Origin of the sequence: Oceanospirillum multiglobuliferum, from assembly GCF_900167095.1 — a bacterium.
In the GTDB taxonomy this organism is placed as follows: Bacteria; Pseudomonadota; Gammaproteobacteria; order Pseudomonadales; family Halomonadaceae; genus Oceanospirillum; species Oceanospirillum multiglobuliferum.
Genome location: NZ_FUXG01000014.1, coordinates 17278 through 36382, shown reverse-complemented (window position 1 = coordinate 36382; position 19105 = coordinate 17278). Strand labels below are relative to the sequence as shown.

Annotated in this window: 16 protein-coding genes; 6 read left to right on the top strand and 10 right to left on the bottom strand. The window is 45.0% G+C overall.

All coding sequences use genetic code 11. The features are described from left to right. Positions 1 to 130 precede the first annotated feature (130 nt). Genes plsX through B5D26_RS10635 form a run of 3 tightly spaced genes read right to left on the bottom strand, consistent with a single transcriptional unit; the run spans position 131 to position 1889 of the window. Entirely contained in the window at positions 131 to 1132 is a 1002-nt protein-coding gene (gene plsX, locus B5D26_RS10645) for a phosphate acyltransferase PlsX (protein WP_078745722.1), read from the bottom strand. Positions 1133 to 1144: 12 nt separating this feature from the next. After that, complete coding sequence (gene rpmF / locus B5D26_RS10640; protein WP_078745721.1) at positions 1145 to 1324, bottom strand: 50S ribosomal protein L32; 180 nt, start codon at positions 1322 to 1324, stop codon at positions 1145 to 1147. 34 nt (positions 1325 to 1358) lie between these two features. Then, positions 1359 to 1889, bottom strand: a complete 531-nt coding sequence (locus tag B5D26_RS10635; RefSeq protein ID WP_078745720.1) for a YceD family protein — start codon at positions 1887 to 1889, stop codon at positions 1359 to 1361. Between the two features lie 119 nt (positions 1890 to 2008). Here B5D26_RS10635 and B5D26_RS10630 point away from each other — a divergent pair, with 119 nt between their 5' ends. Further along, a complete protein-coding gene (locus B5D26_RS10630; protein WP_078745719.1) occupies positions 2009 to 2602 on the top strand; it encodes a Maf family protein in 594 nt (197 codons plus the stop codon). A 19-nt stretch (positions 2603 to 2621) separates the two neighbouring features. On the opposite strand, the gene sppA is transcribed toward B5D26_RS10630, so the two are convergent. From sppA to rluC, 3 genes are read right to left on the bottom strand one after another with little or no spacing between them, the layout of a single operon-like run. Next, positions 2622 to 3596 carry a signal peptide peptidase SppA gene (gene sppA / locus B5D26_RS10625; RefSeq protein WP_078745718.1) on the bottom strand — a complete coding sequence of 325 codons (975 nt, stop codon included), beginning with the start codon at positions 3594 to 3596 and terminating at the stop codon, positions 2622 to 2624. After that, positions 3593 to 4285 carry an HAD family hydrolase gene (locus B5D26_RS10620; RefSeq protein ID WP_078745717.1) on the bottom strand — a complete coding sequence of 231 codons (693 nt, stop codon included), beginning with the start codon at positions 4283 to 4285 and terminating at the stop codon, positions 3593 to 3595. The genes sppA and B5D26_RS10620 overlap by 4 nt, the downstream gene beginning before the upstream one ends. Continuing rightward, on the bottom strand, positions 4282 to 5241 hold the full coding sequence (rluC, locus tag B5D26_RS10615; protein WP_234985276.1) for a 23S rRNA pseudouridine(955/2504/2580) synthase RluC: 960 nt from the start codon (positions 5239 to 5241) through the stop codon (positions 4282 to 4284). Before rluC ends, B5D26_RS10620 begins: the two co-directional genes overlap by 4 nt. Before the next feature lie 568 nt (positions 5242 to 5809). On the opposite strand from rluC, the gene rne reads away from it, so the two are divergent. Then, positions 5810 to 8974 carry a ribonuclease E gene (rne, locus tag B5D26_RS10610; RefSeq protein WP_078745715.1) on the top strand — a complete coding sequence of 1055 codons (3165 nt, stop codon included), beginning with the start codon at positions 5810 to 5812 and terminating at the stop codon, positions 8972 to 8974. A gap of 116 nt (positions 8975 to 9090) precedes the next feature. On the opposite strand, the gene B5D26_RS10605 is transcribed toward rne, so the two are convergent. The 4 genes from B5D26_RS10605 to B5D26_RS10590 all read right to left on the bottom strand — a co-directional run bounded on the left by B5D26_RS10605 (position 9091) and on the right by B5D26_RS10590 (position 12005). Beyond that, complete coding sequence (locus B5D26_RS10605) at positions 9091 to 9360, bottom strand: hypothetical protein (protein WP_078745714.1); 270 nt, start codon at positions 9358 to 9360, stop codon at positions 9091 to 9093. A 143-nt stretch (positions 9361 to 9503) separates the two neighbouring features. Next, positions 9504 to 10538 (bottom strand): UDP-N-acetylmuramate dehydrogenase, encoded by a 1035-nt coding sequence (gene murB, locus B5D26_RS10600; RefSeq protein WP_159445648.1) that lies wholly within the window; start codon positions 10536 to 10538, stop codon positions 9504 to 9506. 11 nt (positions 10539 to 10549) lie between these two features. After that, entirely contained in the window at positions 10550 to 11056 is a 507-nt protein-coding gene (locus B5D26_RS10595; protein WP_200810661.1) for a low molecular weight protein-tyrosine-phosphatase, read from the bottom strand. A gap of 79 nt (positions 11057 to 11135) precedes the next feature. Then, positions 11136 to 12005 (bottom strand): ATP-grasp domain-containing protein, encoded by an 870-nt coding sequence (locus B5D26_RS10590; protein ID WP_078745712.1) that lies wholly within the window; start codon positions 12003 to 12005, stop codon positions 11136 to 11138. Between the two features lie 320 nt (positions 12006 to 12325). Between B5D26_RS10590 and B5D26_RS10585 the strand changes: the two genes are divergently transcribed. The 4 genes from B5D26_RS10585 (at position 12326) to B5D26_RS10570 (ending at position 19055) form a co-directional block, all read left to right on the top strand. Beyond that, positions 12326 to 13567, top strand: a complete 1242-nt coding sequence (locus B5D26_RS10585) for a cyclic di-GMP phosphodiesterase (RefSeq protein ID WP_078745711.1) — start codon at positions 12326 to 12328, stop codon at positions 13565 to 13567. A gap of 141 nt (positions 13568 to 13708) precedes the next feature. Further along, the gene (gene dinG, locus B5D26_RS10580) at positions 13709 to 15865 is read left to right on the top strand and encodes an ATP-dependent DNA helicase DinG (protein ID WP_078745710.1); all 2157 of its coding nucleotides are present in this window, start codon (positions 13709 to 13711) and stop codon (positions 15863 to 15865) included. 182 nt (positions 15866 to 16047) lie between these two features. Further along, a complete protein-coding gene (locus B5D26_RS10575) occupies positions 16048 to 17325 on the top strand; it encodes a conjugal transfer protein TraF (RefSeq protein ID WP_159445647.1) in 1278 nt (425 codons plus the stop codon). Between the two features lie 17 nt (positions 17326 to 17342). Next, positions 17343 to 19055, top strand: coding sequence for a hypothetical protein (locus B5D26_RS10570; protein ID WP_078745708.1), 1713 nt, complete (start codon positions 17343 to 17345; stop codon positions 19053 to 19055). The last annotated feature ends 50 nt before the right edge of the window (positions 19056 to 19105 follow it).

The window sequence follows — 19105 nt, the reverse complement described above, 5'->3', positions numbered from 1 at the left end:
AATCTCTTTTACTTCCATTATTACTGATTAACCAACCAGAATAGCGCGCGATTATATCACAGTAGAAAAAAAATCGAGTCCGAATTTAATACTCGGCATTTATACATCGTTTAACTTTGCTGTAGATTAATCACTGTTTCGCACGAACTTTATCACCAACTTTTTGACACAAATTCGCTTGCACTGCACGCTGCGCGTGCACAATAGCACGATAAAAACCCTCAGATTCAGCTGCGCCATGACTCTTCACCACAACCCCTTGCAAGCCCAAAAGCACAGCACCATTGTAACGCTCCGGATCTAAAGAACGCTTAAGACGCTTTAGCACTGGGCGCACTAATACACTGACCAATCGACTGTACCAACTTTGCATAAAAGCTTGTTTGATCTGCTGAAAAAGAAAGCGGACAACACCCTCACTGGTTTTCAAAGCAGTATTGCCAGAGATACCATCACAGACAATCACATCCACTTGCCCGGAAAAAATATCACTACCTTCAACAAAACCTGAATAATGTACTAAGCTTTGTTGTGACATGATTGCAGCGGCATGCTGAATGACCTCAGTACCTTTTAGCTCCTCCTCTCCAACATTCAGCAAGCCAACTTTTGGACTCTGTTTATGCTGCATCACCTCAGCCATAGCACTGCCCATTAGGGCGAAAAGATACAAATCCTCTGCATCGCAGGCCAAGTTTGCACCCAAGTCGAGCATCAAACATTCGCCATTTTGAGCAGGCAACATAGTGCATATTGCAGGCCTACTCACGCCTGGATACATTTTAAGCAGATAACGTGCAATTACAGCTAAAGCCCCAGTATTGCCCGCACTCACGCAAGCTTCGGCTCGCCTTTCAGCAACGGCTTGAATAGCAAGGTGTATGGAAGAGCCTTTCTGGCTGCGCAAAACATGCTTTGGATTATCATGCATAGCAACTGCAATGACAGAATGCTGAACGCTGATTCTTTTAAGAAGATGGGGGTGACATCGACTGAGCAAAGGCTTTATAAGCGCTTCGTCGCCTGTCAGTAGTATGGAGAGATCTGGAAAATCTTGTAGCGCGCGAATCGCGGCAGGAACGGTGACGCGGGGACCGAAGTCCCCGCCCATCGCATCAATAGCGATTAACATAGGAGAACGAGATTATTCGTCGCCTTTGTCAATAACTTTGCGACCACGGTAGAAACCGTCTGCAGTCACGTGGTGACGCATATGGATTTCACCAGTGGTTTTGTCTTCAGACAATGCAGACACAGTCAGTGCATCGTGTGAACGACGCATACCACGTCTTGAACGAGATTTTTTGTTCTGTTGAACAGCCATGACAACTCACTCCTAATACAACTAGAGGTTGTAGTTAACGTTTTCCTTTCAGCTGTTGAAGGATGCTGAAAGGATTTTCCGGTTTAGTTTCAGGTTGCGCTTCTTCCACATCACCTGAAACCAGCATTTCACTTGTTACCAAGCAATCATCGAGATCGTGGTAAGATGCGATAGGTAGCGTTAGCAGTATCTCATCTTCAATCACAGACAAAAGCTCAAGCTTTTCGTCTTCAACGATCAGCGGTTCGTACTGTTTCGGCAAATTAGCAGCAGCCTCGTCAGAAGACGCCAGTGCTAATAGGAATTCGCTATCAATCTCATGCGGCATCGCATTCATACAGCGCTGGCAAAAGACATTAACAACGCCTTTTAGCTTCCCACGTACAAAACGGATCCGTTGAGGATCAATATCAAACTCAAGACGTACATGACAATGGCCTTCGCTATTCACTAAGGCATCAAGCACGCGAGCACATTTATCAAGAGGAATATCACCCTCTACAATACCTGCGTCACGAGCCAGTTTGTACGGCTCGATTGTAATTGGAAGTCGGTCACCAAACATAAGCGCGCAATAATAGGGATATGACCCGCAACTGTCAAAGGATAGAATAAAAGAGCATCAAATAAATCCCCAAAACGCTTTTGCATACAACGTCTTTTTGACTATCAAGGATCATTTTTATGTTCTCACTGGTATTGGCTTCATCTTCTAGTTATCGCAAGCAATTATTCGACAAACTTGGCTTACCTTTTATTCAAGACAGCCCAGAAATTGATGAAAGCCCACAGCCAAATGAAAGCGCTGAAACTTTAGTTAAGCGTCTGGCATTGAACAAAGCAAAAGCCTTGTCTAGCAAACATCCGCACAGCTTAATTATCGGAAGCGATCAGGTGGCTGTTTTTCGAGGGCAGATTATCGGCAAACCACACACAGAACACAATGCAAAAAAGCAATTGAGTCAATTTAGCGGCCAGTCTGTAACTTTTTTAACAGGTCTGTGCTTATACAATAGCATTACAGAGACAAGCCAAGTTGAGGTTGAACGCTTTACTGTGCACTTCAAAGCGCTATCAACCGCACAGATTGATGGTTACATCCGTAAAGAGCAGCCTTTGGACTGTGCGGGCAGTTTTAAGTCAGAAGGACTAGGCATTGCGCTATTTAAAGCATTGGAAGGCGATGACCCAAACAGTTTAGTTGGACTACCTTTGATCCGCCTAGTCGATATGCTTAACAAAGAGGGTATATGCCCATTAAGCAATACACCTCTCTAAGAACACCTTTCACAACAATCTAGTAGATCGACTGACGCTCCAGCAACAACTGCAACTGCACACCAAACTCTCGACCAATCTGCTTAAGAGGCGATAGCTCTGGGGTAAAGTTTACCAGTCGCTCTACACCCACTTTATTCTTGGCGACTTCTCGAACACTCGCCAAACCATCCACCAAACCTAAGCTGAGCGCTTGCTCGCCGTTCCAAACCAAGCCACTAAAAAGTTCAGGCTGATCTGACAATCGGTCGCCACGCCCCTTCTTGACAGCATCAATAAACTGCTGATGAGTCTGCCCAAGCACTGAGCGCCAAAACTCTGCCTGCTGCGGAGACATTTTAGTGAACGGATCTAAAAACGCTTTGTTTTCACCAGAAGTAAACAAGCGACGCTCAACACCCAACTTATCAATCAGATCAGTAAAGCCAAAACCAGAGGAGACAACACCAATAGACCCAACAAGACTGGCTCGATTGGCATAGATTTCATTAGCAGCGGCGGCAATATAATAAGCACCTGAGGCACCTATATCACGAATTACTGCATAGACAGGTGTATTCTGGTGCAACTGACGCAAGCGCATAATCTCGTCATACACTTCACCGGAATGTACCGGGCTGCCTCCGGGGCTATTAATATTCAAGATAACAGCTTTTGTATCACCATCCGCAAAGGCGTCACGCAAAGCGTGTATAATCAAGTCAGCACTCGCCTCCTGCTCATCACCAATAGCACCTTTAACATCGACTATTGCAACATGCTCTCCCGAAGGCATATCAATATTAGTTTCCATAGCGCGCCAAGCCAAACCTAGCACCACTAAAACGATGGCAAAGCGCGTAAAGCGAAAAAAGAGCTGCCAACGCCGCGCTCTGCGCTGCTCTTTTAACGTTTCCATTAACCACTTTTCCATCAACCGACCCGTTTCTAGCGCTGATTGATCTTTAGCCGAAGGTGGTAAAGAATCATTTTCATTCCAATCCGATTGACTCATGACTTAACTCCATTGATTGTAGAATTAGCATTGGCAGCAGAAGCCAATATCCAATCAATTAAATCCATAAACTTGTGGGCAGTATAAATCGGCTGATAGACCTTCAACCTATCAGGGTGATGTGCACCGTAAGTGACTGCAATACGATCCATACCTGCATTTTCGGCCATTCCAAGATCAAACTCAGTATCCCCAACCATAACCGCTTCATGAACCGAAAAACCTGTTTCTTTAAGCAGCTCATTCAACATCAACGGATCAGGCTTTGATTTGGTTTCATCGGCACAGCGTGAGGTTCTAAACATACGACCAAGCCCCGTATCACGAAAGCCTCGATCTAACCCACGACGACTCTTGCCCGTTGCTACGGCCAGTGTACACCCCGCATCTTTTAAGCGCTGCAACCCCTCCAGCACACCTTCGAACAGAGGCATACCTAGCTCTGATACTTCTAAAAAGTGATGCGAATAACGTTGGCGCACCTGCTCCACTAGGTCGCCTGAAATCCCAGGGCAAAGCTCTCTAATCGCCTCAGGTAAGCCAAGGCCGATTATATTGCGTACGGCTTCATCTGATAAGGGATCAGGCCATTGAACATCCCGTCCTGCTGCCTGCATACTGGCGATGATACGTGCTTCAGAATCAATTAAAGTGCCATCCCAATCAAAAATTACCAAGCTGTACTTCACTGTGCCTCACCTCGTTTTAGTTTTTGCATAATTTCACTCAGCGCTGAGTCATAAGGCGCTTTAACAGTAACTTGCTCACCTGTCACCGGATCAGGAAACCCTAAGCTCGCCGCGTGCAGAAATAATCGCTTGAACCCTAGCTGACGAAAGCCAGCATCAGCCGCTTCATCGCCATATTTAACATCACCTATCAGCGGATGACCCGCCCATTGCGCATGAACACGAATTTGATGGGTTCTGCCCGTAACAGGCTCAGCCTCCATCAACGTACAACCCTTAAAGCGTTCCAGCACTTTAAAACGAGTCAAAGACGCTTTACCTTCAGCTTCATCAACTTTTACCACTCGCTCAGCATTGCCAATACCAATTTTCTTGAGCGGCTGATTAACCTGTTCTGTTCGAGCAGGCCAGCGCCCACCCACTAAAGCGTGGTAGCGTTTAGAAAACTGCTTTTTCTTCAAACTGTCTTGCAACTGGTTCAATGACAAACGGTTTTTAGCAATTAAAATACAACCAGATGTATCTTTGTCGAGTCGATGCACCAGCTCCAAGAACGCCTCTTCTGGGCGAATCTGCCTTAATGCTTCTATTAAACCTTGCTGCACACCACTACCTGCATGCACAGATAAGCCTTGCGGTTTATTCAGCACCAACCAATCTTCTGTTTCTCGCAGCACACAGCTTTCTAACACTTGGGCAAAATTGGCGCTCACCGGAATCTCTTCCGCTTTTTCTGCCAAGCGGATAGGCGGTACTCGCACCTCATCACCTATGCAGAGGCGATAGACTGCTTTAACACGCTTTTTGTTCACTCGAATTTCGCCTTTACGAATAATTCGGTAAATCAAACTCTTAGGCGCTCCTTTTAAAAAAGTGATTAAAAAATTATCAATGCGCTGGCCTTCATGGTTCGCATTTATTGTGACAAAACGTACAGCGTTGGCAGCTTCAGCCACAGAGCCTCCTATCAAGGCAAAATCAAGAGTTCTTCAATTAAATCAAATTGATGGTTTTTATGATAACTGCTATATTACCGTCCGCCTGAAAAAAGAATCAGAAGAGATTTGTTAGCCTGTGCCACAAAGTTATTTTGTAGGACGCAGGATGCAAACAATAGCGTCTTCAGGCAAATACCATCGCGAAAGCGCAAAATGGTAACAGATTACAAATTGAATGTGAGCTGAATCCTCAGCTCATAATTTTCCGTTAACAGCACACCCAAGCAATCCATTGTGCAAACGGATCAAATTATGCTTCGTGTCCGGTCAGACTAGTGGAACCGCTGGTGAGTTGTATGCATTGGTCAGTTATCAATGCAAGGTGTCATCAATTGTCGTCATCCAGCCCAGTACCTAGCCACCAATATGCTTTTCATCTTTTGCTGATATTCGGCTAAAAGAATCAGGTCAATCATTTTAGAACCTTGCAGAAGAGCATAATGCACGCATAAAAATTTTGATTCGCGAAACATTAGCTTGCGTCAGTTGATCTGGCACGGGTGTCCCAAGGACACACAGAATCTAAATGAAAAGAATGCTAATCAACGCCACTCAATCAGAAGAGTTGCGTGTTGCCCTCGTTGACGGCCAAAGACTATACGATCTAGATATTGAGTCAGGCTCACGTGAGCAGAAAAAAGCCAACATCTATCGTGGTCGCATCACCCGTATTGAACCTAGCCTTGAGGCTGCGTTTGTTGATTTTGGTGCTGACCGTCATGGTTTTCTGCCATTAAAAGAAATTTCTAAAGAGTACTTCAGTAAAAAACCATCTGAAATCAGCGGCCGCATCAACATCAAAGATGTGGTGAAAGAGGGCACTGAAGTTATTGTCCAAGTTGACAAAGAGGAGCGCGGCAATAAAGGCGCTGCGTTGACCACTTTTGTGAGCTTAGCAGGTCGTTACTTGGTATTAATGCCAAACAACGCCCGTGCAGGTGGTATCTCTCGCCGCATCGAAGGTGATGAACGTTCACAACTGCGTGATGCGATGAATCAGCTGAAAATGCCAGCCAATATGGGCGTCATTGTACGTACTGCTGGCGTTGGCCGTAGCGCGCAAGAGTTGCAGTGGGATTTAGATTACTTAGTACAGCTTTGGGATGCGATTAAAAGCGCCGCTGTAGAGCGCCCTGCACCGTTTTTGGTATACCAAGAAAGTAACGTAGTAATTCGCGCTATGCGTGATTACCTGCGCCAAGATATCGGCGAAGTACTTATTGATACCGCTGATGTGCACCTTGAAGCGATGAACTTCATTCAACAGGTGATGCCGGGCTATCAAAGCAAAATTAAGCTATATGAAGACCCTGTTCCCTTGTTCAGCCGCTTCCAAATTGAAAGCCAGATCGAAACGGCTTTCCAGCGTGAAGTTAAACTGCCTTCTGGTGGCTCAATCGTAATTGACCACACAGAAGCTTTAGTGTCGATTGATATTAACTCTGCCCGCGCAACACGGGGTAACGACATTGAAGAAACCGCACTGAACACCAACTTAGAAGCAGCTGATGAGATCGCACGCCAACTTCGCTTGCGTGATATCGGCGGCTTGATCGTGATCGACTTCATCGACATGACGCCTGCCAAAAATCAGCGCGACGTTGAAAATCGCATGCGTGATGCATTAGAAATTGACCGTGCTCGTGTACAAATTGGTCGTATTTCTCGCTTTGGCTTAATGGAAATGTCACGCCAGCGCCTGCGTCCATCTTTGGGTGAGACCAGCGGTGTTGTTTGCCCTCGCTGCGAAGGCCAAGGCACTATTCGTGATGTCAAATCACTGGCTCTTTCGATCATGCGCCTGATCGAAGAAGAAGCAATGAAAGATCGTACTGCTCAAATTCGAGCTATTTTGCCGGTCAATGTTGCAACCTTCTTGCTGAATGAGAAGCGGGCTATTTTAAGTGACATTGAGCGCCGTCAAGATGTTGAAGTAGTTGTAGTTCCTAATCCTGATATGGAAACGCCGCACTACGAAGTACTGCGTATGCGTGATGACCATTTAGAAGCAGGCACAGAAGAATCAAGTTACGAAATCACCTTTGAACAAGCTGATCGCGAAGAACCCATTGCAGCAAGCAAGCCACTAGAGCGCGCACAAGCAGCTGTTCGCAGCATTGCACCTTCAGCACCAGCTCCAGTAACTGAAAGCCAGCCAACAACAGCTGTTGCTGCGCCCCCTACAACAGCAGCAGAAGAGGGCTTTTTTGCCCGTTTAATCAAAGGGATCAGTGCACTATTTTCCTCTCAACCAGAGAAAGAACCTGCTGTTGCTACACCTCAACCACAGGAAGAGAGCAAAGAAAGCAGCGAGAAGCGCAGCTACGAGCGCAATAACAATGGCGAGCGTAACAACCGCTCACGTCGTCGCAACAACGATGAAGGTGGCCGAGGCCGCAGATCACGTAACCGCGATGATCAAAGAGAAGAAAATAAAGCAGAAGAACGCAACCAAGAAACAAGAGGCGACTCAAGAAACGAGGAGCGCAACGAGCGTAACAGCCGTAACTCAGACTCTCGTGGTGAAAAGCCTAACCGCAACAGCCGCCGTCGTAACCGCGACGAGCAGGCAGATGACCAGTCGATTAGCAGCAATGATGAGCGAAATAACGACAAAAACAGCGTAAGTGCAAATGTAAACGCAGAGGCTGCTCAAACAGAAGCTTCAACGAAGAACAAGCGCACACGCAACAACCCGCGTCGTCGTAAACGCAACAAGAACACAACTGATGAAGCTAATGCGACCTCAGGAGTAGTGCAAGATGTGGCAGTGGCATCAACCAATGCAGCCTCAACCACTGAGAGCAGTGAAACAAAACACAATAATAAAGTGCCAGGTTCAGCTCAAACTGAAGCCCAAGCCGCAAACGCTATTGCAGAAACAAAAGCAGTTGAAAGCACGGCTGTAATTGAAGCAGAAGCGCCTGTAGCAGAAGTTACCCCAGTGGCAACTGAAACTGCAAAAGCCATTTGGGCTAAAGCTGAAGCAGCAATTGCGCAAGCTGAGGAAAAAGTAGAAGCAGCAGCCGAAACAACTCAAACTGTAACCATCGAGACAACAGTTGAAGTTGAGGCTGAAACACAGCAAGCCGAGCCAACTGAGTCAGTTACTGAAACAGAGGCAGTAAAAACAACAGCAGAAGTAGCTGTAGAAACAGAAACGGTAGAAACAGCACCCGTTGCAGAACCTACTGAGCACACTGCCGAACCTGAAAAAGCAGAGCAAGCTATTGTTGAGGCAACACCAACTGAAGCAAGCAGCTCTGTGGCTATAGAAGCGGCTGAAGTAGCAGAGGTGCTAGAAGCAGTGCCAGCAACGGTTCAAGCTGAGGCAGAAACAGCTGCAACTGCTGAGCCTAAAGTTGAAGCAACCGAAGCAGCGCCAGAACCTGAAGCAACACCAGCAGAAGATATAGAGCCAGCGCCTACTCCTGCTGCGGTTACTCCTGTTGCAGCAGAGCAGACTACTGATACAGCTAAACCAAAGCGTGTTAGCCGTAAAGTACGTGCAAAAGTAGCCAAAGAATCAGGCCAACCTGTTGAGCTGAAGATTCCAGTAATTAAGCCTAGTGAAGCAGGTGCGCCAGCCCCTACACCTAAGGCTAAAGCTGAAGTTGTGAAGAAGCCACGTGAGCGTCGCCCTCGTACAGGTCGAGCATCAAACGACCCAAGAGCACAACGTAGCGAATAGCTTATTGTGACTTAGCCATTAGCTGGAATTTAAGCTAACGGCTAAACAATCAAAAAAGGGTCAGACGCAAGTCTGACCCTTTTTTTGTTACTCACCTACAAACTTACTCAACTAGACTAAGGACAAGGGCGGTTGAGCTTACATTTTTTAGCCGCCATACGCTCTAAAATGCTATTAATACGCTGCATGGCCACAACCACATTATTTAAGCTATCAATATGCCCCTCTAGCTGTCCTTGCACATGTTCAAGGTGCTGCACAACAGGATTAGATACTTTGGAGGAGAGCCGGTACGCGGGCTTAATAGGTTGATAGGTGCGACAAGAGATATTATGCCGCTGTAACTGCGCTGCACTCGCTTGTTCGAACTGAGTCCGTGCGTTCATATCTTACCCCTAAATTAATCGAGTGAATCCTTGTGATCTATAGGGGTAATTTGACAGCCTTAAGTTGCAAGCGAGTGACTGGTTAAAGACATAAATTTGAAGGCTTAGAGCTAAATTGATGACACTGTTTAAAAGCTGCTCTATCAAGATAACGGTACTTGTGAAGGCTCTATCTCTAATTGCACATTAAATAAATCGAAGATTTTCAACTGTATTTGCTCAGCCAAAGCAAGCAGGTCACTTGCTTGCCCTGCACCAAAATGCACCAGCACTAAAGCCTGTTTCTCATAAACGCCCACATGACCCTCTCTATAACCTTTGAAGCCTGCTTGCTGAATCAGCCAACCAGCCGCCAGCTTGCAGCTTTGATCAGACATAGGATAAATTGGCATATCGGGATACTGCTGCTTAAGCAGTTTGGCTTGAGAGTCAGAAACGATAGGGTTTTTGAAAAAACTACCTGCATTGCCAATAAGTTTAGGATCGGGCAGCTTACGTGCTCGAATAGCACAAACCGCATGGGCAATATTTTCTGCGTTTGGGGTTAAATCTTGCAGCTCTGTAGCCAGATCACCATAACCCAACTTACCCTGAGCATTAGCGTGTAACTTAAGCGTAACCCCTGTAATCACAACCTGCCCTTTAAGTTGCTGCTTGAAAACGCTATCTCGATAAGCAAAATCGCAGTCTTCAACCGCTATAGAACCTACTGCACCATCTGCAACATAGAGCACTTGAACCGACACCAAGCTATCCGATAGTTCCACCCCATAAGCGCCAATATTTTGTACAGGAGCTGCGCCCACTCGACCGGGAATCAAGGCTAAGTTTTCAAGCCCGTAATACCCTTTTCGCACCGTATCCATAACCAGCTCATGCCAAACCACCCCAGCGCCTACCTCTGCGATGATATGGTCTTTTTCAACTTGATAGGTCAGCGTCTGATTGCTCATACGCAGCACTAGCCCATCAATATCAGCGGTTAATATCAGGTTACTGCCTTCACCCAGCGGAAATAGATTAAGCTGATGAGTTCGCGCAAAAGCTAAAGCCTCTTGACACTGCTCAATAGAGTTTGGCTCACAAAAATAACGCGCAACTGATTCAAAACCAAAAGTATTTTTATCTTGTAAAGAGACATTTTGCTGAATTAGAAGACCATGCTGAAGCTGTATCACAGGCGATCCTTTTACACTGAGGCTGTAGTCAGCTGATATTGTTGAACCAACTGCTTCAGCAGATTTTGCCCTGCAATTTCAACCAAGTCTAAAACCTGCTCAAAGCCCTCTTGACCACCATAATAAGGGTCAGGCACTTCGCTCACACCCAGTTCTGGCGCATAAGACAAGAAAAGCTGCAAGCGAGCGCGGCTATGCTCAGGCTGCAACAACATCAAATCATTGTAGTTAGCCTGATCCATTGCCAATATCAGATCAAACTGTTCAAAATCAGCAACAACTGCTTGTCGAGCTTGCAGCTGACTCAGGTCATAACCCCTATCAGCTGCAGCCTTTTGGGTTCTAGGATCAGGGTGCTTGCCTATATGCCATGCGGCAGTACCCGCAGAATCTACTTTAATTTGATCTGCCAAACCCGCCTTTGCGACCAAACCACGAAAAACGCCATCAGCAGTAGGGGAGCGGCAGATATTGCCCAAGCATACGAATAAAACAGAAATAGGCTTATCAATTGGCATAGGTATTATCTTTTCAGCAACATGAATCAAAGTATTACATTATACTTTTGCAACTGAAAAATGATACGACAAGCATTCGTTAAGCCGCAGTTGACCAACGACTACGACGCTTTCTGCCCCCCTTATTTGGACTAGTTGGGTCATTTGGATCTCGTGGTTCATTGGGGTTGGTCGGGTCATTTCCAGCACTTCGGCGTTGCAAATAATCTAAAATCAAGGGTGTTATATCGCCTATAATTTGTTCTACACCTTGAGTACCAAACACTCGGTTAAACTCTAAAACAAAGGGATAGTTATCAACCATTGCAATATCAAAACCTGCATGATCAATACCTAAGGCTTCAGCTAAGCGTTTAACTAAAGCAACCGCAGACTCAGGGAGAGGCCCTTGCATCATAGTACCGCCTTTAGCGATATTATTATGAAAGCCATTGTCACTTTGAATACGCCAGTATCCACCTACAACTTGATCGCCAATAACGACAATACGAAGATCTCGATCAATGGGCAGATATTCCTGCGCATACAGCACATCACTTTTTAAGCAGTACTGATGCCAATCTGCACGGTTTTCAATCAAAAAAACACCTTCTCCCATACTACTTTTTGGAATTTTAGCCACAAAAGGCAACGGCATAGCTTGCCAAACCTTCTCCGCTTGCTCCGGTGTATTAGCGTGAATCATTGTGAAGGGAACGTGTTCAGGCGCCACAGCCATAAAGGCACGGGTCATCTCAATTTTATTATGCCCAATCAAATAACTGGAAAGACTAGGAAATATATTAGCACCCATAGCAAATACTAAAGTATTCAGTTGCCAATACTCAGGAAACAGCACCCAGTCAGCTTCAGAGACTTCTGTTTGATGCTTCAAAAAAAGCTCAGGCTTGATATAAGTTTGAGAGGGATAGTTGAGGGTTCTTAGGGCATCAAACGAGATCAGCTTCATACAAAAAACCATAAAACTAAAGATGGCGCATCATAATGCCGAGACTATGTTTTAAGAAGCAAATTTTTGTATCTAAATAGGAGCAAACAAAACAATGCTAAACCTAGTGTTTTTATCCTACACCTGCTTCACAACAAGTGTTAACTCACCTATGATTAAACGAATAAAAGAGCATGTACCTCAACCTTTCCTATAATAAGACATACAATAAGAAGTACCGTTTGGTAGCTGACAAATGGAGCCTTGCTTGACTGCCTAATTAGTTATCACCTTTTTTATTTTCTAAAGGTGACTTATTCATTTTGATCTAAGGTTTGTCAATGCTAAAAAAAGTGCTCATTAATCAGCTATTGCCCGGTATGAGAGTCGTAAAAGTTGATATAGGCTGGGAGAACTTTCCCCATAGCAAAGGCGCTTTTACGGTGAATTCTTCGGAAGATATCGTAAAGCTTTACGAACACTGTAAGACTGTTCTCATTGAAGTGGCCGCTGTACAGGGTGAAGATCAAGTTCAAACAGAGCCCGAAGAAAACAACACTAACGAGTCAAATAGCGAACCCACAACAACCGCTACCACAGCCTCTTCATCTGCTCGAACTGATCTACGCGCTAAAATATCAGAACAAATGGTCACTGAAAGCTATTTAGAGACCCTTAGCGCTCTACGCACCTTATTCGATCAAGTACGTTCAGGCAACACCATTGACGACGAAGCATTACAAGGTTGCGTGCGTAACTTGCTACTTTCAACCGCTGCGCGGCCTGAAACTCTTTCACTACTTAGCCAACTGACAGAAAAAGACAGCTCATTAGAGCGAAAGTCTCTTGATGTTGCGGTGTTAAGCCTGATGTTTGGCCGTTACTTGGGTATGAAAAGCGAACAGCTTCAACAGCTTGGTATGGCGGCACTGCTCCATGATATTGGTATGTTAAAAGTGCCAGCAGAGCTCCTACAACAAACAGAAATGCTGAGTGTTGGCCAACGCCTACAAATTCAAAAACATGTGGAGTACGGCTGCTATATTTTAGAGGCTTACTCAAGGCTAAAGCCTCTAATTGGCATTATTGCTTACCACCATGAACGTTATGATGGCACAGGCTATCCAGCAGGATTAAGAGGCAAGCGTATACCGCTACCCTCTCGTATTTTGCACTTAACCACTACATTTGAAGCCCTAACCCGCAATCGCCATTACTCCGAACAAAGCAGTACAACCAATGCTTTGAGTAAGATTTATGCTTGGCGCAACCAAGTTGTAGATGCCACATTAGTTGAGAAGTTTATTAAGGCTGTAGGTATTTACCCCATAGGCACACTGGTACAACTAAATGACCGCCGTATAGGCGTGGTAACAGCATTACATGAGCGCCTACGCTCTAGACCAAAGCTCAAGCCCTTATTTGATACTAACGGCTCTCTACTCGATGATCGTAGTGAAATTGATCTGTCACAAATTGAGTATCAAGACCTCAAAATAAACCGCGCCTTAGAGGCTGGTAAAGTTCCCCCCAGTGTATTCAATCAAATTGGAGGGCTGTTGGGCTTAAACCCAAATATTTGACTTAAGCTTGGTATCCATAACCATTTAGGGCATAAAACTGTGCCGCCAATTAATCAACTTGGCGGCTGAATTGTATTGATGGCTTTTCTATGCCCCATCCTTAGTATCGGCTACAATCTCGGCACTGTATAAGGGGCCAGTATGTTAACCGACGCAATAAAATCTGAAATACAAAGCAGCTACTCTACTTTTCTTAAAAGTCGAAATTTGCGTTCACGTCACGGTCAGCGTTTGATGGTGGCACAAATTGCTCGCACCCTTGGACAGATCACCACAGATGCAGACGGCTTACGCATCAGTGGTAGCCATGTTTGCGCCGTAGAAGCAGGTACAGGTACAGGTAAAACTTTGGCCTATTTAGTCGCCAGCTTGCCTATTGCCAAAGCCCTTAATAAACGGATTGTGGTTTCAACCGCAACGGTTGCCTTGCAAGAACAGCTGATATTTAAAGACCTGCCCGATTTACAAACTCATGCCAATATTCAGTTTAAATATGCTCTAGCCAAAGGCCGCAGCCGTTATCTCTGCCTAAGCCGATTAGAGCAAAATTTAGAAGGCGCTAACTCAGATCAAGCTCAAACCACTTTATCGCTGTTTGAAGAGTACCTGCAAAACAGTAACAGTGCTGAGACCGTCGCGCTTTATCAAACTATGGCACAGCATTACCTATCAGGTCGCTGGCAGGGAGATCGTGACAGCTGGCACGACAGCTTAGAAGACCCAATTTGGCGGCGCGTCACCACCGACCATCAACAATGTACCAACCGCCGTTGCAGTAACTTTGTTCAGTGTGCTTTTTTCAAGGCTCGCAACGAGTTAGATGGCGCAGATATTATTGTTGCCAACCATGATCTGGTTTTAGCAGATCTATCCCTTGGTGGAGGCATTGTTTTACCTAAACCCGAAGATACCATTTATATTTTTGATGAAGGACACCACCTTCCAGATAAAGCCATCAGCCACTTTGCTGGTAGCTTTCGTATCAACGCCAGCTTGCAATGGCTGCGCTTGCTGAAAAAATCGCTCACAGATTTAAATACTGAACTAGGACGAGATGACCTAATTACCCGCCAGCTGAATCAGCTGCCTGAAATACTCAATGGTTTAGAGATTGAGCTGGCCGAATGCTATCGGTCGCTACATGAGCTCACTCAGTTCAACATTGACGATGATGTCAACGGTAAAAGCCTAGATCGCCCCATACACCGTTTTGAGCAAGGCATAGTGCCTGAAAGCTTAATCACTCAAGCACTTAACCTAAAAATCAGCTTTGCAGCACTGTGCCAAAAACTAGAAATTATAGTTAAACAACTAAAAGACGCCCTAGACCCTGACACCAACAGCCCTATTGGCAAGACAGAGGCCGAACAGTGGCTGCCTTTAGCCACTTTATTACATGGCAGAGCAGTTTCAGCATGGGAGCTTTGGGGCGTATACGCACAACCTCAAGCAGACAACGCTATGCCTATTGCCCGATGGATTAGCTTGCTAAATCAACAGGTTGACCTTGATTTAGAGGTGGCCTGTAGCCCAATCAGTGCCGCAGGTACTTTGGCTCAAAAACTTTGGCAACCCTGTTTTGGTGCCGTACTCTCTTCAGCTACCTTAACAGCTTTAGGCAGCTTTGATCGTATCAAAACCCGTGCAGGCTTACCTGATGACAGCGCCTGTTTGGTTGTGCCAAGCCCCTTTGACTTTCAAAACAACGGCATATTAGAAATACCTAGCCAAGCCTGCGACCCAACACAAACTGACCTGCATACCAAACAAATTGTCAGCTTTATCAAAACAGAGTTAAACCAAAAAAGTGGCACGCTGGTACTATTTTCATCCCGTAAACAGATGAAAGAAGTATTAGAGAGATTACCTGAAAAACTCAGCTCTAATATTTTGGTACAAGATGAACTTACCAAACAAGTGTTATTAGAACGGCATAAACAGCGCTGCGATAAAAAGCAGGGCAGTATTATTTTTGGCTTAGCCAGCTTTGCCGAGGGGATTGATCTACCCGGACAGTATCTTGAGCATGTTGTCATTACTCGAATTCCATTTTCAGTGCCCGACGACCCTGTTGAAAAAACCTTATCCGAGTGGATTGAATTAAAAGGCGGTAATCCCTTCTTTCAAATTACCGTACCTGATGCCTCTATTCGACTGGTACAGGCGGCTGGGCGCCTACTACGCACAGAGCAAGACAAAGGCAAAATATCACTTCTAGATCGTCGCATTATTACCAAACGCTATGGCAAACAGCTACTAGATAGTCTACCGCCCTTTAAACGAAGCATATTAACTTAATTGATACTACCTGTAGTTCTCTAAGCTTCTAGACAAAAATCAAGTTGCTCAAAAAGTTCCGTATTGAAGTCAAAAAAATATTAAATAGTCTGCTAGAGTGCTTGTTAATGAAATTGTGCTAAGTTTTAATCAGTTAGTGAGTTTTGATTAATAACAACACCCGCCCGAAGGAATATATGGATATGAAAAAACATCTACTCGCCACAGCAGCGATTGCTGCACTACCTATTGCAGCACAGGCTGCTATGCCAATAGGTTCATTTGGCTCAGCCACAACCTTAGGCCAAGGTGCAAATCCACAAACCCTGAACAGCACTCGCTACAACCCTGCTGCGGGCTACTTAATGATCGACCATGAAGCCAAAGAGAAGTTACGTTTTGGCTACTGGTCACAATTTGGCGGCAGTATAGAGTTTGGCCAGGCGGATAATTTTAAAGAAGATATTGATGACCTGCAAAAGGCTATAGATGACTTGGGCAAAAACCCTAATGCTCAAGGAGTAGCCGATGCCAAAACAAGATTTGACGCAGTTCTGCTCAAATTTGGCGAGAATGGTAGAATTAAATTTTCGGGCAATGTCGCAGTCCCTGGTTTGCCTTTAGCAGTTCATTCCGAGACACTAGGTGGCACCATTGTGGTTGACGCCAGCGTATCTGCATTGGGTAGAGTATCATTTTTGGATGCTCCGCTAGTTGATGTATCTAACACCCTGCGTACTCGTTCAGCGGTTTATGTCAAAGGCGCAAGTGTTGTTGAGTTAGGTTTAGGTTATAGCCGCCCTGTATTTAGCAATAGTGGCAACTTCCCTGGTACATTAGTCCTCGGTGCCAGCACTAAGTATTACGGAGCAAAATTAACTAAACAAGTGTCTGGAATTGACCGTGATGATGGTAAAAGCATTGGCACGCTGATTAACGATGGCTTAAAAGATAACTCTAAATCAACCTCCGCACTGGGCATTGATTTAGGTGCAGTATGGCAGTCAGACTATTACCAAGTGGGTGTTGCCGCGCAAAACTTAAATAGTCCAAAGTTTGACTATAGCAGTTTAGATAACAATCGTGATGCTCGTAACTTCTCCACTGAAATCTCTCTGAATGAAACCTACACCATGGATCCGCAGTATACCGTAAGCGGTGCTGTGTTCACCAAAAGCAAACTTTGGATGATCACAGGTAGCATGGACATGGTTGAGGTAAACGACCCTGTTGGCGATAAAGTGAAAAATATGCAAGTAGCTGCTAGCTTTTTTCCGAAAAACCCAGTCGCGCCAGTGGCACGTATTGGTTACCAGAAAAACCTAGCGGGCGAAAAGCTTTCAGCTCTAAACTTTGGTTTAGGTTTATTCCGTGGCGTAGCCAATATTGACCTAACTTACGGTTTAGAAAGCGTAAAAGTAGATGGTAACACTCTGCCACGCCAGTTTGGCTTGCAATTCAGCTTTGAAGAAACATTCTAAAGTTAGAGGATAACAAGATGACATTTAATAAAAGTGCATTAGCCGCTTCAATTTCGCTGGTCACTCTAGCATTAGCGGGCTGTGGTGGCGGCTCTGGTAGCCAAGACTCTGGTTCTAGCGCTAGCAATGTCACATTATCAGGCTTGGTAGTAGACCCTTATGTAGCACAAGCCAAAGTTTATGTTGATTTAAATAACGATGGTATTCACCAGTTCTCAACTGAAGATTTTGCCTATACCGATAAAGATGGCTATTTTTCAAAGTCAAAACCTGATGCAAATGGCATCTCAATTGATTATTGCGCAGAAGGCAATGTTCGCTACTGTTTGAACACCTCACAAGTGAGTGATTCTGCAGTGTTACGTATTGAAGGCGGCTACGATATTGCAACAGGGCAAGCCTTTACAGGCTCAATGGAAATGCCGCTGACCTTAAACGGTTCCGATCAGCAATTAGGTACTGCCAATCCATTGATCTCTCTATTTACTGCTGCGTCCACCTCTCAAGAGAATGCTATACTCGACTTTATTGACCCATCTGTTGCGGGTGATGCGCTAAAACGCGCCACATTGAAAGCCGAGTTAACACAAGACTTTTTATCTAAAGATTCAAATGGCGCTGCTGGTGTTGATCCAGAAAAATTCCGGCGCGCAATGCAAATACATAAAGCTGCGGCAATACTATCTTCAGCCCTTGAACATAAATATAGTCTGAAAGCTGATGCCCTAAAGGTGAATGGTATTCTACCCCCTGCATCTGCGGGAAAATTTGTTTATGCTGCTATTGCTCAGATGCTAGCAGATAAGAGCACGCCTGTTATAGCTGACTGGGAAGCAGCTTTAACTGCATCAGATGCTGCTTTGCAGCCTACAACAGGTAAGCCCGCTGCTGAGTGGGCTGCAAATGAGAAAACGGCAATTGCAGCTAGGGTTTCACAGTTATTTAACTGGTTTGATGCTAATAAATCCCCACTTACCACAGGAGCTAATAACGAGACCTCTATAGCAGGGAAACAAGAAAGTTTATATCGCTATGCTCGTGTAGCTGACTTTGCAGTAGGTCAGGTTAAGCGAGAGGTAAAGTCTAATAGCGTTCAAAATCAAACGAATGCGTCTCAAACTGTAGCAGGACAAGTTCTAACTCAGATTTCAGGGAATACTGACACCTTTAAGATTACTGACTTCAACAGTCAAGTAGATCTAGACAACATGGTTAACCAAACCACGCTGCCTAAGGTTGTGCCTAAACTTCCAATTGAGGGAGCTCTTTTTGTAGCGCCTACTATGCAGACTGACGAGATCACTGTTTCTGGTAAAGTTATTAAATTGAACTATGCAGAGCCTATGAGCGCGAATAAAACTGGGCAGGCCAATATTTATTTTATACCTAGCCCCAAGTCGACACTGGAAGGGCGGGTAGCGCTGTGTGTGAGAGCTACAGAGGATAGTAGTGACTTAAAAGACATTAAGGGGTTAGATAAAGGTGTTCTTTTAACTGGCTATTGGAACAAACTAACTGATTTCTCCGTTAATATTGCCATTACAGAACCCATTTCACCAAAACAAGCATTGATAGTTAAACGTACTGTTAAGGCCTCTCCACTGGATACCTATCAGTTTAGCCTTGATACTGCATCAGGTTTGGAAACTTGGCAGGGTACAATCTCTCACTTTTTGAATGTTCCACCTAGAAATGATGCTGAATGTGTTAGTGCGCTGACCGTACAGTAGATATTAAGAATACATTTAAAATCAGAAAATGAAGGAGGGGCGTAAGCCCT

What these genes read in the sequence shown, in the direction of transcription:
- plsX (WP_078745722.1), bottom strand. Translation starts at nt 1,132, where the DNA reads ATGTTAATCGCTATTGATGCGATGGGCGGGGACTTCGGTCCCCGCGTC.
- rpmF (WP_078745721.1), bottom strand. Translation starts at nt 1,324, where the DNA reads ATGGCTGTTCAACAGAACAAAAAATCTCGTTCAAGACGTGGTATGCGT.
- B5D26_RS10635 (WP_078745720.1), bottom strand. Translation starts at nt 1,889, where the DNA reads ATGTTTGGTGACCGACTTCCAATTACAATCGAGCCGTACAAACTGGCT.
- B5D26_RS10630 (WP_078745719.1), top strand. Translation starts at nt 2,009, where the DNA reads ATGTTCTCACTGGTATTGGCTTCATCTTCTAGTTATCGCAAGCAATTA.
- sppA (WP_078745718.1), bottom strand. Translation starts at nt 3,596, where the DNA reads ATGAGTCAATCGGATTGGAATGAAAATGATTCTTTACCACCTTCGGCT.
- rne (WP_078745715.1), top strand. Translation starts at nt 5,810, where the DNA reads ATGAAAAGAATGCTAATCAACGCCACTCAATCAGAAGAGTTGCGTGTT.
- B5D26_RS10605 (WP_078745714.1), bottom strand. Translation starts at nt 9,360, where the DNA reads ATGAACGCACGGACTCAGTTCGAACAAGCGAGTGCAGCGCAGTTACAG.
- B5D26_RS10595 (WP_200810661.1), bottom strand. Translation starts at nt 11,056, where the DNA reads ATGCCAATTGATAAGCCTATTTCTGTTTTATTCGTATGCTTGGGCAAT.
- B5D26_RS10590 (WP_078745712.1), bottom strand. Translation starts at nt 12,005, where the DNA reads ATGAAGCTGATCTCGTTTGATGCCCTAAGAACCCTCAACTATCCCTCT.
- B5D26_RS10585 (WP_078745711.1), top strand. Translation starts at nt 12,326, where the DNA reads ATGCTAAAAAAAGTGCTCATTAATCAGCTATTGCCCGGTATGAGAGTC.
- dinG (WP_078745710.1), top strand. Translation starts at nt 13,709, where the DNA reads ATGTTAACCGACGCAATAAAATCTGAAATACAAAGCAGCTACTCTACT.
- B5D26_RS10575 (WP_159445647.1), top strand. Translation starts at nt 16,048, where the DNA reads ATGAAAAAACATCTACTCGCCACAGCAGCGATTGCTGCACTACCTATT.
- B5D26_RS10570 (WP_078745708.1), top strand. Translation starts at nt 17,343, where the DNA reads ATGACATTTAATAAAAGTGCATTAGCCGCTTCAATTTCGCTGGTCACT.